The following is a 14,056-nucleotide window of genomic DNA, read 5'->3' on the forward strand; positions in this document are numbered from 1 at the left end:
GTTGACGACATCGCTGCCAGATCCCTTCCAGAAGCATCAGCGCCGCGAGCACGGCCTGATGCTGGCGTTGGTGTCGCCGGCGCTGCTCGTGATCCTGGCTCTGATCGTGCTGCCGGTCGGCTGGCTCGCCTGGCAGTCGATCTACCATGACGGCTTCACGCTGGAGAATTATCGTCGCGTCTTCACCGAGGACGTCTATTGGCGCAGCTTTGCCCTGACCTTCGAGATCAGCCTCGCGGTCACGGTGATCGCGTTGCTGCTCGGCTATCCCGTGGCCTACCTCGCCAACTCGGTAACGAAGGGATGGAGCATCCTGATCCTGTCGCTCGTCGTGCTGCCGTTTTGGACCAGCGTGCTGGTGCGCGCCTATGCCTGGCTGGCGCTGCTGCAGCGCACCGGCGTGATCAACCAGTTCCTGCGTTATCTCGACGTCATCAGCGAGCCGCTCGCGTTGGTCCACAATGCGTTCGGCACGGTGGTCGCGACCGTGCACATCCTGCTGCCGTTCATGGTCCTGCCGCTCTATGCCACCATGCAGAAGATTCCGAACGATCTGATGCAGGCCGGCGCCAGCCTGGGCGCGAGCCCGTCGCTGACCTTTTTCCGCGTGTTCCTGCCGCTGTCGCTGCCGGGCGTGCTCGCCGGCTGCACCATGGTCTTCGTGCTCTGCCTCGGCTTCTACATCACGCCCGAGCTGCTCGGCGGCGGCCGCACGGTTATGGTGTCGATGCTGGTGAGCCGCAATGTCGAGCTCTACAACCAGTTCGGCGCCGCAAGCGCGGTCGCCGTGGTGCTGCTCCTGAGCGTGCTCGCGATCTTCTTCGTCGTCAGCCGTTTCATCTTGCTCGATCGCGTGCTGGGACAGAAATGATGCGCGTCTCGCCCGCACGGATGGCCCTATACGTGATCAGCGCGCTGGTGCTGGTCTATTTGATCCTCCCAGTTCTGATCATCGCGCCAATCTCGTTCTCCAGCGCGCGCTTCCTGACCTTCCCGCCGCCGTCGTTCTCGCTGCGGTGGTACCAGCAATATTTCTCGAATCCGGCCTGGATGCAGGCGACGCGGGTGACGCTGACGGTCGCGCTGCTCACCGTCCTGATCGCGACGCCGCTCGGCGTTGCCGCGGCCTACGCGATCAGCCAGTCGAAGCTGCGCATCATGCGGCTAATCCATATGGCGCTGCTGCTGCCGCTGGTGGTGCCGATCATCATCACCGCGGTTGGCATCTTCTTCGTCTATGCCAAGATCGGCCTGGTCGCGACCATGCCCGGCCTCGTGCTGGCGAACGTGATGCTAGGCTTGCCCTACGTCGTCATCTCCGTGCTCGCGGGCCTGCAGAGCTTCGATCCCGCGCAGGAGATGGTGGCGCGCAGCCTCGGCATGAACCGCCTGCGCAGCTTCTTCGCTGTGACGCTGCCGCAGATCAAGTCCAGCGTCGTCGCGGGCGGCATCTTCGCCTTCATCTCGGCGATGGACGAGACCATCGTCGCGCTATTCATCTCCGGCGGCCAATACCAGCCGCTGACCAAGCGCATGTTCACCGCGCTCCGTGACGAGATCGACCCGACCATTGCCGCGATCTCGACGCTGATGACGGCGGCATCCTTCATGCTGGTGCTACTGGCGAGTGCGCGGCAGAAGGCAGGCGGGCGAGACCGCTGATGGGAGTTGGTATCCTGGAGTCGGCGAGGAGGGCCGAGGGTCACGCGCCCTGCGGAAAGGAGCACGAGGCGGACGCTGTCACTATCGCGCTCTGCTGCACCGAACCCGCGCCCACGGCGTTTGAGCGTGCTAGCGCATTGGTCGGTACAAAGGCGGTGGAGGGCTGGCTTGCCGCACTGAATAACCAAGGCTTGAAGGCCGGACACATGACATCGGGCGCCCTTCGCAAACCAAACGTTTAGCTTCCGCCTTCGATAAACGGTCGACTACGACGGCAAATCACGTGGCCTTCGCTTCTTTGGCCGGCCGGAACGGTGTAGACCCCGCACTTCCTGCTGTTGAAAAAGCTGCGCGCAGAGACCGCGCAACCATTGGCTGGCGGGATCGTGATGGAAACGGGCGTGCCAATATTGCTTGACCGTGAACCCGACGATTGCCAGCGGGCAATCGAGCACGCGCAGTCCATAGTAGTGAGCCAGGGTTTCGCCAATGTGCCTTGGAAGGGTGGCGATCAGGTCAGTCGTCCCGACGATTGCGGGTAGTCCCAAAAAGCCGGGTAGCTCGAGCGCAACGTCAAGGACGATCCGCTGCTCCTCTAGCGCGCCCGCGAGCAGTTGATGTCCGGTGCCGGAGCGGATGAGGACGTGCGCCTCGCGCCTGAAATCCTTCACCGTCATGCGGTCGCGGATCCGGGCGTGTTTGGCGTTCGCCAAGCAGACCCAGTCCTGCGGAAAGAGCGCCTGCTGGAAGTGCCCGGCGTCGAGATCCGATATGTAGCCGAGCGCCAGATCGGCCTCGCCGGATTGCAGCATCCGTGGGGTGTCGGGGCCGATCTGTGTCGCCTCGATACGAACGCCAGGGGCAACGCGGCGGACGTGCGCGAGAATGGACGGAAGCAGTGTGACGTGGCTTGCATCCGTCATGCAGATGGCAAACCGGCGCTTTGCGGTGGTCGGATCGAAGTCAGTGCGAAGTTCCGCGAGACGACGCAGCATTTCCAACGCTTGTCTGGCCGTGCCGATGAGAGCCTCGGCGCGCGGCGTCGGCAGCATCCCCTCCGCGGACCGGATGAACAGCGGATCGTCCAATTCCCTTCGCAGGCGTGCCAACCAGATCGAGATCGTCGGCTGACTTTGACCGAGCTTTTCGGCGGCCTTGGTGACGCTGCCTGCCGTGAACAATGCGTCGAACAGCCTGAGCAGGCGCGGGTCGAGCAGGTTGGTCTCGGCATGATCCGGGTGCTTCATTGCGATTCACAATAATGCATATAAAGATCATAGCATATCTTAATGTCAGCCGGCCTGCTACCACGCACCCAACGCCGAGAAAGGCGCCGGGAGAAGCGTTCGGATGAGGATCTGCTTTATCGGAGCAGGAGCCCTGGGCTCGACCATCGGGGGTACGCTGGCGCGCGGCGGGGCCGAGGTCTGGCTGATTGATCCGTTCCAGGCCCATGTCGACGCAATCAATGCCACCGGCCTGCGGATGCTTGAAGGTGACGCCGAGACCGTTGTGAAGGTTTCCGCCTGCACCTCCGCGACCCATGTCGGCATGGTGGCGGACCTCGTCATCGTCCTCGTCAAATCGTATCACACACGGGATGCCATCCGGGCGGCAGCGCCGATCATCGGGCCGCGGACCGTCGTGATGTCGCTTCAAAACGGTCTTGGCCACGAGGACATCCTGTCGGAGGAGGTTGGTCGTGACCAGGTCATGGCGGGCAAGACCTACGTTGGCGGCGTGCTGCTTGGCCCGGGTCACGTTCGCTCCGGGGTCGTCGGTAAGGAAACCATTATCGGCGAACTCGACGGACGCTTGACGGATCGCGCACAGCGAATTTCCGAGACCTTCAATCGTGCCGGCATCCTCACGCTGCTCAGCGACAACATCCTGGGCACGATGTGGGACAAGCTTTTTATCAACGTCGCCGGAGGAGGGATTACCGCCATTACCGGCCTGACCTATGGCGGCCTCTATTCGCTCCCCACCCTCGAGGATTGTGCGCTGGCAGCGATTTCAGAGGGTATCGCTGTCGCGCAGGCTGCCGGCGTGAGGATCTCGATTACCGACCCGCGACGTGCCTGGACAATGGCGTCTGCTGGACTGCCGCCCGAGTTCAAGACGTCGATGTTGCAGAGCCTGCAGTCCGGCAATCTGACCGAGGTTGATTATATCCACGGCTCCGTCGTGCGTTGGGGCGCCAAGCTCAAGGTGCCGACTCCGGTCAACTCCACCCTCGTCGCGCTGATCAAAGGCATCGAATACGCCCGCAGCGATTATCCTGGAAAGGCCTGAGACGATGTCGCTGCCCCGCGCCTACGTCGAGCACGTCGCGATCCGGGTGCCGGACGTCGATCGTCACGTCGGCTTCTTTCGCGACGTGCTTGGTCTCGCCATTCGCGACGAGCAACCCGCCAATGCCGGGCGTCCGCGCCAGGTGTGGGTGCTCGGAAGCGTGCAGCTCATCGAGGATCCGGATTTTGTCGGTCCGGAGGGGCGTCTCGCCCATCTCGGCATCATGGTCGACGATTACGAAGGCGTGCTCGCGCGTGCCGCAGCCTGGGGCGCCAAGTCACTCCCTGCCGGACCGAACTGGCTCGAGCTGCCGGGCGGGCTCAACGTCGAAATCCTCCAAGCGAGCGCTGGCGCGGTGGAAGCCGCCCTGGCGATCAATCCCCGCGCCTAGATCTAGAGGGAGACGCGACATGACCGATGAGCGCTACTGGGACGACGCCAAGGTCGGTGACGAATGCGTCACCCCCTCGGTGACGGTCACCGAAGCGATGGTGAATGCCTATGCCGAACTGACGGGTGATTTTACGCCTGTTCACGTGGACGAGGAGTACGCCAAAACCACGCCATTCGGCACGCGCGTCGCGCACGGGCTGTTTGGTCTGTCGCTGGCCGACGGCTTGAAGACCCGCGCCGACTATCGCTTCCTTCCGGGAATGTCGCTGGGCTGGACGTGGGATTTCAAGCTGCCGATCAAGCTCGGCGACACCGTGCATGTGAAGTTCCGCGTCGGTTCAATGCGCGCCACGAAGCGGGAAGGGTGGGGCATCGTGGTGCTACCCTCGGAGCTGATCAATCAGCGCGGCGAAGTGGTGCAGCTAGGCGAGCACCGGCTGATGATTCCGATGCGCCCGAAGGCCGGCGCCACAGGAGAGCAGGCATGACCGCGAAAGATCTGCCGCTCAAGGGCGTTCGCGTCATCGACTACAGCCATTTCCTGGCAGGCCCGTTCATGGGCCGTTGCCTCGCCGCGATGGGCGCGGAGGTAATCAAGGTCGAGCGTCCAAAGGATGGCGATGCGGGTCGCGCCCATGGCTATTTCAAGAACGGACAATCCGGCTACTTCCTGCAGCAGAACATGGGCAAGCAGGGCCTGTGCATCGATTTGCGCGACAAGCGCGGTCTCGACCTGATGATGAAGCTGGTCGACACCGCCGATGTCTTCATCGAGAACTACCGCCCGGGTGCACTCGAGCGCCTCGGGCTCGGTTACAAGGCGCTGTCCGCGCGGAATCCGAGACTGATCTACTGCTCGGTCTCCGCCTATGGTCACACCGGCCCCTATGCTGACCGTCCGGGTTTTGGCCTGATCGCAGAGGCGATGTCGGGCGCCTTGGCGCAACTGGGCTCCCCCGGTGAAGCGCCTCCGCTGCTCCGTATGCCGCTGGCCGACATGTATACCGGCATTCATGGTGTAGCAGCGATCAATGCAGCGCTGGTCGGTCGCGCATCGTCCGGGCGCGGCCAGCATATCGATCTGGCGCTGTACGACTGCATGGTCTCGATGCACGACTATGCGGTTCAGCGCTACTTCCTCTCCGGCGGTACCGACCTGCCGAAGCAGACCGGCAGCGGACAGCCGGACTCGACCGTTTACGGGGTCTTTCCGGCCAGGGACGGCAATCTCGTCATCGCTGCGCAAGTCGATGATGCCTGGCGACGATTGGCCACGTTGATCGGTGGGAACGCGTTGGCATCCGACGAACGCTTCGCCACGCCTGCCGCGCGGAACGTCCATTATGCCGATGCGATGGAAATTGTGCGCAACTGGACGCTGTCGCAGCCGTCTCGGGATGTCTGCCTTGCGGCGCTCGAGGAAGCAGGTGTGCCGGCCGCTCCCGTGCAGACCATCGAAGAGGTCGTGAAGGATCCGCAGATCCACGCGCGTGGCATGCTGGTGGAGCAGGAGCATCCGGTGCTCGGCAAGGTGACATTGCCAAACCTGCCCTTTCGCTTCTCCGATTGCGATACCACGGTGCGCACTCCGGCGCCGCTGCTCGGCCAGGACAATCGCCGCATTGCCGCCTCGCTCGGACTGTCGGCCGAAGCCGTCGATGCGATGGTTCGCGATGGCGTGCTGTACAACGAAGTCGCAGTGCGGGAGTGAGCCATGAGCGATCGTTATGCGGTGATTGGCAATCCGATCGGCTTCAGTAAATCCCCGCTCATCCATGCGACGTTCGCCAAAATGACGGGACAGGACCTCGTCTATGAGGCGATCGAGGGACCCCTCAATGGTTTCATCGAACGGGTTGATCAATTCCGGACAGAGGGGGCCAAAGGGCTCAACATCACCGCCCCGTTCAAGCTCGATGCCTTCGCCTACGCGAACGAGCTCTCGGAGAGCGCAAAACAGGCTGGCGCCGTGAACTGCCTGAAGTTCGAGGGCGATCGGATCATTGCCGAGAATTTCGACGGTGTCGGCCTGGTGCGCGACATCACCGTGAACCTCGCTGTGAAGATAAAGGGCCGCCGTGTCCTGATGCTCGGCGCCGGAGGAGCAGCGCGTGGCGCGCTGCTGCCGTTCCTGCGCGAGGAGCCCTCTGAGTTGGTTCTCGTCAATCGAACGCTGTCGAAAGCTGTGGCACTGGCTGAAGAGTTTGCCGGCTGGGGTCCCCTGATTGTCAGCGGCTATGCTGAACTGGCCCACCTCGCCGAAGGTTGTGACGTCGTTGTCAACGCCACCTCGGCCAGCCTGCGAGGCGAAATGCCGCCGCTTCCAGGCAATGTCTTCCAGGGCGCGGAGCTGGCCTACGAACTCGCCTATGGCAAAGGCTTGACCCCCTTTCTGCAGGCTGCCCGCGCAGAAGGCGTAGCCAAGCTGGCGGACGGCGTCGGCATGCTCGTCGAGCAGGCGGCGGAAGCCTTTGTCTGGTGGCGCGGCGTCAGGCCGAGCACCGCTGAGGTGATCGCCAAGCTAACCGTTCCCTTGACCTGACGGGCAGCGACGTATGTTGGCGGTCCATCCGAAACCCAGCTTTCTCGTCGGTCTGATCGGCAGCGGCATCGCGGCGTCGCGCACCCCGCCGATGCACCAAGCCGCCGCTGACGCGGCCGGTATCCGCTATCTCTACAAGAAGATCGATCTGGCAGAGTTGAAGCTCGGTGTCGAAGCCTTGCCGGAATTGCTCACGGCAGCAAAGTGGATGGGCTTCGATGGGCTGAACGTGACCCATCCCTGCAAGCAGGCGATCCTTCCGCTGCTGGACGAGCTCTCGCCGGATGCAGAAGCGCTTGGCGCCGTGAACACAGTGGTCATCAGGAATGGCCGAATGACCGGCCACAACACGGACTGGTTCGGCTTCGCGGAGAATTTTAGCCGCAACATGCAAGGTGCTCCGCTCGGCCGCGTCGTCCAGTTCGGCGCGGGTGGCGCAGGCGCGGCGGTTGCGTTCGCGCTCATGAAGCTTGGCGTGCAGGATCTGACGATCATAGACCTCGACCTGCCGAAGGCGCGGAGCTTGGTCGACGGGTTGTCTTCTCGATTCGAGAAGGGGCGCCTGAAGGTCGGCCAGGATGTCGCCGCCGCCGTGGCTGCCGCAGACGGGATCGTTAACGCGACGCCGATCGGCATGGACAAGTATCCAGGGACGCCCCTGCCGACAGCCTTGCTGCGTCCGAGTCTCTGGGTCGCCGAAATCGTCTACTTCCCGCTGGAGACCGCGCTGCTGCGCGCAGCGCGTGCCCTCGGCTGCCGCACCGTCGACGGCGGTGGCATGGCGATCTTCCAGGGCACCGAAGCCTTCCGCCTGTTTACGGGCATCTCACCCGATCCGGACGTCTTCTTCGACACCTTTGCATCCCTGGGAGGGTGACACCCGACCGATGGGCGAGCGGTACGCACAACGCCCGAGAGGAAACGCACGATGGGCTACACGCTCGATTTCTCGGTGGTTTGGCATGCGATGCCCGCGCTGCTGTTGGGGTGCGTGGGCACGTTGGGCCTGGCGCTGGCCGGAATGACGCTCGCAATGATCATCGGTCTCGCCGGCGTCGCGGCGCGCGATGCGAAGGCGGCTTGGTTGCGTGCTCTCGTGATCGGCTTCGTCGAGACCGTGCGCAATACACCTTTCCTGGTGCAGATCTTCTTTCTGTTCTTCGCCCTGCCGCTCATCGGATTGAAGCTCAATCCCACAGCCACCGCCGTGATTGCGCTCGGCGTCAATGGCGGCGCCTATGCCATCGAGATCATCCGCGGCGGGGTACAATCCATTCATAAAGGACAGTTGGAGGCCGGCTACGCGCTCGGACTGCACAAAGGGCAGGTCTTCCGGTTCATTGTGCTCAAGCCCGCGCTTCGCGCGATCTATCCCTCGCTCACGGGTCAGTTCATCATGCTGACGCTGACCTCGTCGATCTGTTCGGCGGTGTCGGCTTACGAATTGACGTCAGTTGCGCAGCGCATCGAAAGCGACACGTTCCGCAGCTTCGAGGTCTACTTTTTCGTGACCTTCCTCTATCTCGCGATCTCCTGGCTCTTGATGCTGGGCTTCGCCATCATCTCTCACCGCTTCTTCTCATATCCGACACGCTGAGGGGGAGATCATGGCACCGCATTTCGGCCTCCCTGAGTTCGGGTTCCTGCTGCGTGGACTGCAATGGACGATGCTGCTGACGCTGGTCGCGTTTGCGGGCGGCTGCACGGCGGGGCTAGCTGTCGCATTGCTGCGCACCTGTGGTCATAAGGGCGTGGAATGGATCGTCCGCATTTACATCGGGATATTCCAGGGCACTCCGCTGCTGTTGCAGCTGTTCGTCGTGTATTACGGATTGGCGCTGACCGGGCTCAAGCTCGACGCCTTCGTCGCGGTGGCGATCGGCTTCACCGTGAATGCCTCGGCCTTCCTTGGTGAGATCTGGCGCGGGGCGATACAGGCCGTACCGCGCGGTCAGACCGAGGCGGCGATGGCGCTCGGACTGCACTATTCATCCCGCATGCGCGACATCGTGCTGCCGCAGGCGATCCGCATCTCACTGCCGGCGACCATCGGCTATCTCGTCCAACTGATCAAGAGCACTTCGCTGGCCGCCATCGTCGGCTTCATCGAACTCGCCCGCGCCGGCCAAATCATATCGAACCAGACCTTCCAACCGCTGCTCGTCTTCGGCGTGGTCGGCGCGATGTATTTCATCCTCTGCTGGCCACTCTCATGGTGGGGCAGCCGGATGGAAGCCAGGCTCGCCCTGGCCAGTCAAAGGTAGGAACGGCGCACCTGCCCAATCAAAATACAGCCGTCACCAGAGGAGGAGAAAACCAAATGCAATTTTCGATCACTCGCCGTCAACTTGGCATCGCGCTGCTCGCATTGGCGGCTGTCGCCACGTCGAGCAAAGTGCGGGCCGGCACGTTGGAGGACGTGAAGAAGAAGGGCGTCGTCGTCATCGGCATTCAGGGCGATAATCCTCCCTGGGGCTATGTCGATAGCTCTGGAAAGCTGGACGGCATCGATGCCGACATGGGGCGTGCTTTCGCTGAATACCTGGGCGTCAAGGCCGAATTCACGCCGCTGGCCGTGGCCAATCGTATCCCGGCACTGACCACGGGCCGTGTGGACATCCTGTTCGCAACCATGGCCATGCTGCCTGAGCGCGCCAAGGCAGTGCAGTATTCCAAACCGTATGTCGCCAATGAGATCACGCTTGTCGCTGCCAAGGCAACGCCGATCAACAGCAATTCCGATATGGGCAAATACGTCATCGGCGTCCCGCGCTCCTCTACGCAAGACACTCAGGTCACCAACAACGCCCCATCGGGCACCGAGATCCGCCGATTTGACGATGATGCGGCCACGATCCAGGCGCTGCTCTCCGGCCAGGTCCAGGCGGTCGGCGCGAACTTGTTCTATCCGCAGCGTCTGAACGCAGCAAAGCCAGAGCTCGGGTTCGAGCCCAAGCTCCACTTCACCGCTTTGTACAACGGCGCATGCACGCGCCTGGGCGACAAGGAGTGGAACGAGACGGTCAACAAGTTCATCGACCAGATCAAGTCGGACGGCAAGCTGGCCGCCTTCTACGCCAAATGGATGAAGGTGCCCGTGCCGACCTTCCCCGACCAGGTCCCCGGGGTTCCGTTCACCGTCCAATAGGCACTGCGAGCGGCCGACGCGGGATCCGCGTTGGCCGCCGCCCGACAGCGGAGACCAACATGCAGGACCAGATCCTGATCGAAATGAAGGGCGTGCAGAAGTGGTACGGCGGGTACCAAGCCCTCCGCAAGGTTGATCTGACTGTGCGTAGAGGTGAAAAGATCGTGCTCTGCGGTCCGTCCGGTTCGGGCAAGTCGACGCTGATCCGCTGTATCAACCGGCTGGAGGCGATCCAGCAGGGCAGTATCGTGGTGAACGGTCATCGGCTCGACGACAGCACCAAGGCGATCGATGTCGTGCGTCAGGACGTCGGCATGGTGTTTCAGAGCTTCAACCTTTTCCCACACATGACGGTGTTGCAGAACTGCATGCTGGCGCCCATTCGCGCGCGCCGCATCAGCAAGACCGAGGCGGAGGCGACCGCCCGAAAATATCTCGAGCGGGTGCGCATCGGCGACCAGGCCGAGAAATATCCGGCTCAACTTTCGGGCGGTCAGCAACAGCGTGTCGCGATCGCGCGTGCGCTCTGCATGCAGCCCAAGGTGATGCTGTTTGATGAGCCGACCTCGGCTCTCGATCCGGAGATGGTCAAGGAAGTGCTCGATACGATGATCGGCCTCGCCAACGACGGCATGACCATGATTTGCGTCACCCACGAGATGGGCTTTGCCCGCCAGGTTGCCGATCGTGTGATCTTCATGGCCGAAGGGCAGATCATCGAGGAAGGCGAGCCCGGAGCGTTCTTCAGCAATCCACAGCACGCCCGCACCAGGCAGTTCCTTGGCGAGATCCTCGCCCATCACTGAACGGAGTTGTTCTATGAGTCGTCTTGTCTACGTCCTCAACGGGCCGAATCTTAATTTGCTCGGCAAGCGTCAGCCCCACATCTACGGTCATGAGACGCTCGCGGATGTGGAGCGCGATTGTCAAGCGCTGGCCAAGGAGCTCGGCCTGGAGATTCGCTTTCATCAATCCAACAGAGAATACGAGATCATCGATTGGATCCACGAGGCGCGCGAGACCGCTGCCGGTATCGTGATGAATCCCGCGGCTTTCACCCATACCTCGGTCGCTATCCTGGATGCTTTGAACACGTTCGAGGGGACAGTGATCGAGGTGCATATTTCCAACGTGCACAAGCGCGAGGAATTCCGCCACCACTCGTTTGTCTCCAAACGAGCCGATGGGGTCATCGCAGGCTTTGGCACTCAGGGTTACCTGCTCGGCTTGCGTCGTGTGGCCAGGCTGCTTGACGAGACGAAGGGATAGCATCGTATGAGCGCACCCGTCCGCCTGACAGTCATGGGAGCGGGTCTCATCGGCAAGCGACACATCCAACACATTCTCGCGCGGCCGGAGGCAATGCTGTCGTCGATCGTCGACCCGACGCCCGCGGCCCGAGAGTTGGCAGCGTCGCTGAAGGTGGACTGGTTTCCGTCGTTTCAGAACATGCTCTCGGCAAACCGGCCGGAGGGGGTGGTTGTTGCCACCCCCAATCAGGTGCATGTGGCCAACGGTATGGATTGTATCGCAGCTCGCATCCCGGCGCTCATCGAGAAGCCGTTAGCGGATGATGTCGTCGCTGCACAGACCCTGGTCGAAGCCGCCGAGCGAGCGGGCGTGCCGCTGCTCACCGGCCATCATCGCCGCCACAGCCCGATGATCCAGCGCGCCAAGGCGGAGATCGACAGCGGCCGGCTCGGCCAGGTCGTGTCGGTTCATGGCATGTTCTGGCTGATCAAGCCGGACGACTATTTCGATGTGACCTGGCGGCGCGAAAGAGGGGCAGGGCCGGTTTTCCTGAATCTCATCCACGATGTCGATCTGCTGCGGTACCTGTGTGGGGATATCGTGGCGGTACAAGCTGCCCAATCCAATCGGCTGCGTGGAAATGCGGTTGAAGAGACAGCGGTGATCCTCCTGCACTTCGCCTCCGGCGCGTTGGGAACGGTCAATGTCTCCGATACCATCCAGTCGCCTTGGAGCTGGGAATTCACCGCCGGTGAGAACCCGGCCTACAGTCATACGCAGGAGGCGTGTTACCAGATCGGCGGCACGAAGGCATCGCTGGCTATTCCGCAACTCGATCTATGGCATCACCCAAGCAAGGCCAGCTGGTGGGCGCCGATTGAGCGCGAGCGGCTGAGATACGAGAAGGAAGACCCGCTTGGTCTGCAAATCGCAAATTTCTGCGAGGTTATCCGCGGCACGGCTGCGCCTGTGGTGACCGGGCGCGAGGGACTGATGACCCTCACAGTGATCGATGCGATCAAGCGCGCGGCGGAAACCGGAGATCTCGTGTCATTTTGAAGGGGAAAGCACGGACGTCAATTTCATTTCATCTTGTCGCATAGCCGTTGCGATCGCAGATCGGATCATTCGGCCAACCGGGATTTGCTGCCGGGTGTTTGATTTTAGCTGTCTTACAACGACCGATCTCCTTCCTGACCTCCTCCAGGTCCTGACGATGAAGCTTAATGAGATCGCCGAAGAGCTGAACACCCTGCGATTTGTGCGTGGTTGTCGCTTCTCGGCGGTCGATCCGCCGCTCGATATCAATGGCCCATCCCTCAGCGTCCTTTCGGCCGAGAAATGTCGCGTTGACATATTTCCCCTTTCGTCGGACTTGGACTCGCCAAGAGCCTGATTTCAGTCTGGCGATAGTCGCCAACGTTGTGCGCTCCGTGTGCACTGACGCGTCGAAAAGCCAGAAAAAACGTCGCACGATGGCGTAAAGTAGAGTGCACACAAGGCGACCTGACAAATTGAATGTCCTAGAAAATGCAGCGAAATCAATTGCATACGTTTGCCGTGGCGCCGATGATGGATTGGACCGACCGGCATTGCCGGGCGTTCCACCGGCTGCTGACGCGCCGGGCGCTGCTCTACACGGAGATGGTGACGACAGGCGCGGTCATTCACGGCGATCGCGCCCGGCTGCTCGGGTTCGACGCCAGCGAGCATCCGGTGGCGCTGCAGCTTGGCGGATCCGACGCGGCGGAGCTCGCAACCTCGGCTGTGATCGGCGAGGATTTCGGCTATGACGAGATCAACCTCAATGTCGGCTGTCCGTCCGATCGGGTGAAGGACGGCCGGTTCGGCGCCTGCCTGATGGCGGAGCCGGAGCTCGTCGCCTCCTGTGTTGCGGCGATGAAGCAGGCGGTGCGGATTCCGGTGACCGTGAAATGCCGCATCGGCATCGACGACCAGGACCCGGAGGTCGCGCTCGACCGGCTGGCGCGTGCGGTCGTTGCCGCCGGTGCCGATGCGCTGATCGTGCATGCGCGCAAGGCCTGGCTGAACGGATTGTCGCCGAAGGAAAATCGCGACATCCCGCCGCTCGACTATGATCGCGTCTACCGCCTGAAGGCTGCGATGCCTGACGTGCCGATCATCATCAATGGCGGCATTCCAGGCATCGACGCCGCCAAGCAACACCTTGCATATGTCGACGGTGTGATGCTCGGGCGCGCGGCCTATCAGGATCCCTGGCGCCTCCTGGCCGTCGATGCCGAGATCTTCGGCGAGGCGCCGACGCATGCGAGCATGAAAGAGGCGCTGGCCGGATTCGAGCCTTACATCGCGCGCGAGCTCGCGCGCGGCACGCGCCTGCACGCCATCACCCGCCATCTCGTCGGCGCCTATCACGCGGTGCCCGGCGCACGCGCCTTTCGCCGCCATCTTGCCGAGCGCGGCGTCCGTCCGGATGCCGGCATCGCAGTGCTGCGCGATGCGGTCGCGATGGTCGAGGAGCGCAGCATTGCAGCGCCGACGAAGGACCTCGCTCTGTCCTGCCCATGAGACGGCCGGCCCCGCCGGCCACCTTGCAAGCTAACGCGGAAGTGATCGGGCGCGAGCTGTTCCCAATCACTCAGCCATCGCGTTTGAACGCCCTGGGGGAGAACCTAACCCTTAGGGTGGTTTCGTCTGCGACGCGACCCCGTTAAAGTTGGTTGCGGATATGTTGGATATCCGAACTGATCACGCGAAGGGCGCAAGGGTGCGATGATTGCGAG

General features: G+C 62.4%; 17 protein-coding genes. 15 read left to right on the top strand and 2 right to left on the bottom strand.

Annotated features, from left to right (window positions below; all coding sequences use genetic code 11):
- Positions 1-58: 58 nt before the first annotated feature.
- The gene (locus P6U24_RS15420) at positions 59-871 is read left to right on the top strand and encodes an ABC transporter permease (protein WP_407160478.1); all 813 of its coding nucleotides are present in this window, start codon (positions 59-61) and stop codon (positions 869-871) included.
- Positions 868-1,662 carry an ABC transporter permease gene (locus P6U24_RS15425; RefSeq protein WP_407159923.1) on the top strand — a complete coding sequence of 265 codons (795 nt, stop codon included), beginning with the start codon at positions 868-870 and terminating at the stop codon, positions 1,660-1,662. Before P6U24_RS15420 ends, P6U24_RS15425 begins: the two co-directional genes overlap by 4 nt.
- A 266-nt stretch (positions 1,663-1,928) precedes the next feature.
- Here P6U24_RS15425 and P6U24_RS15430 read toward each other — a convergent pair whose 3' ends face one another.
- A complete protein-coding gene (locus P6U24_RS15430; protein WP_407159924.1) occupies positions 1,929-2,909 on the bottom strand; it encodes a LysR family transcriptional regulator in 981 nt (326 codons plus the stop codon).
- Between the two features lie 103 nt (positions 2,910-3,012).
- Here P6U24_RS15430 and P6U24_RS15435 point away from each other — a divergent pair, with 103 nt between their 5' ends.
- Genes P6U24_RS15435 through P6U24_RS15490 form a run of 12 tightly spaced genes read left to right on the top strand, consistent with a single transcriptional unit; the run spans position 3,013 to position 12,350 of the window.
- On the top strand, positions 3,013-3,957 hold the full coding sequence (locus tag P6U24_RS15435) for a ketopantoate reductase family protein (RefSeq protein ID WP_407159925.1): 945 nt from the start codon (positions 3,013-3,015) through the stop codon (positions 3,955-3,957).
- A 4-nt stretch (positions 3,958-3,961) separates the two neighbouring features.
- Positions 3,962-4,348 (top strand): VOC family protein, encoded by a 387-nt coding sequence (locus tag P6U24_RS15440; RefSeq protein ID WP_407159926.1) that lies wholly within the window; start codon positions 3,962-3,964, stop codon positions 4,346-4,348.
- 19 nt (positions 4,349-4,367) lie between these two features.
- A complete protein-coding gene (locus P6U24_RS15445; RefSeq protein WP_407159927.1) occupies positions 4,368-4,838 on the top strand; it encodes a MaoC family dehydratase in 471 nt (156 codons plus the stop codon).
- Positions 4,835-6,061, top strand: a complete 1,227-nt coding sequence (locus P6U24_RS15450) for a CaiB/BaiF CoA transferase family protein (RefSeq protein ID WP_407159928.1) — start codon at positions 4,835-4,837, stop codon at positions 6,059-6,061. Before P6U24_RS15445 ends, P6U24_RS15450 begins: the two co-directional genes overlap by 4 nt.
- A 3-nt stretch (positions 6,062-6,064) precedes the next feature.
- A complete protein-coding gene (gene aroE / locus P6U24_RS15455; protein ID WP_407159929.1) occupies positions 6,065-6,892 on the top strand; it encodes a shikimate dehydrogenase in 828 nt (275 codons plus the stop codon).
- Positions 6,893-6,905: 13 nt separating this feature from the next.
- Positions 6,906-7,769 (top strand): shikimate dehydrogenase, encoded by an 864-nt coding sequence (locus tag P6U24_RS15460; protein WP_407159930.1) that lies wholly within the window; start codon positions 6,906-6,908, stop codon positions 7,767-7,769.
- Between the two features lie 51 nt (positions 7,770-7,820).
- The gene (locus P6U24_RS15465) at positions 7,821-8,489 is read left to right on the top strand and encodes an amino acid ABC transporter permease (RefSeq protein ID WP_407159931.1); all 669 of its coding nucleotides are present in this window, start codon (positions 7,821-7,823) and stop codon (positions 8,487-8,489) included.
- A 10-nt stretch (positions 8,490-8,499) separates the two neighbouring features.
- On the top strand, positions 8,500-9,156 hold the full coding sequence (locus P6U24_RS15470) for an amino acid ABC transporter permease (RefSeq protein ID WP_407159932.1): 657 nt from the start codon (positions 8,500-8,502) through the stop codon (positions 9,154-9,156).
- Between the two features lie 56 nt (positions 9,157-9,212).
- On the top strand, positions 9,213-10,040 hold the full coding sequence (locus P6U24_RS15475; protein WP_407160479.1) for a transporter substrate-binding domain-containing protein: 828 nt from the start codon (positions 9,213-9,215) through the stop codon (positions 10,038-10,040).
- Positions 10,041-10,099: 59 nt separating this feature from the next.
- On the top strand, positions 10,100-10,846 hold the full coding sequence (locus P6U24_RS15480) for an amino acid ABC transporter ATP-binding protein (protein ID WP_407159933.1): 747 nt from the start codon (positions 10,100-10,102) through the stop codon (positions 10,844-10,846).
- A gap of 13 nt (positions 10,847-10,859) precedes the next feature.
- Positions 10,860-11,309, top strand: coding sequence for a type II 3-dehydroquinate dehydratase (gene aroQ / locus P6U24_RS15485; protein WP_407159934.1), 450 nt, complete (start codon positions 10,860-10,862; stop codon positions 11,307-11,309).
- A gap of 6 nt (positions 11,310-11,315) precedes the next feature.
- The gene (locus tag P6U24_RS15490; RefSeq protein ID WP_407159935.1) at positions 11,316-12,350 is read left to right on the top strand and encodes a Gfo/Idh/MocA family protein; all 1,035 of its coding nucleotides are present in this window, start codon (positions 11,316-11,318) and stop codon (positions 12,348-12,350) included.
- Between the two features lie 28 nt (positions 12,351-12,378).
- Here P6U24_RS15490 and P6U24_RS15495 read toward each other — a convergent pair whose 3' ends face one another.
- Positions 12,379-12,711 carry a hypothetical protein gene (locus P6U24_RS15495; protein WP_407159936.1) on the bottom strand — a complete coding sequence of 111 codons (333 nt, stop codon included), beginning with the start codon at positions 12,709-12,711 and terminating at the stop codon, positions 12,379-12,381.
- A 152-nt stretch (positions 12,712-12,863) separates the two neighbouring features.
- Here P6U24_RS15495 and dusA point away from each other — a divergent pair, with 152 nt between their 5' ends.
- Entirely contained in the window at positions 12,864-13,841 is a 978-nt protein-coding gene (gene dusA / locus P6U24_RS15500; RefSeq protein WP_407160480.1) for a tRNA dihydrouridine(20/20a) synthase DusA, read from the top strand.
- Positions 13,842-14,056: the final 215 nt, after the last annotated feature.

This window comes from Bradyrhizobium sp. STM 3557, assembly GCF_045571465.1.
Classification (GTDB): domain Bacteria; phylum Pseudomonadota; class Alphaproteobacteria; order Rhizobiales; family Xanthobacteraceae; genus Bradyrhizobium.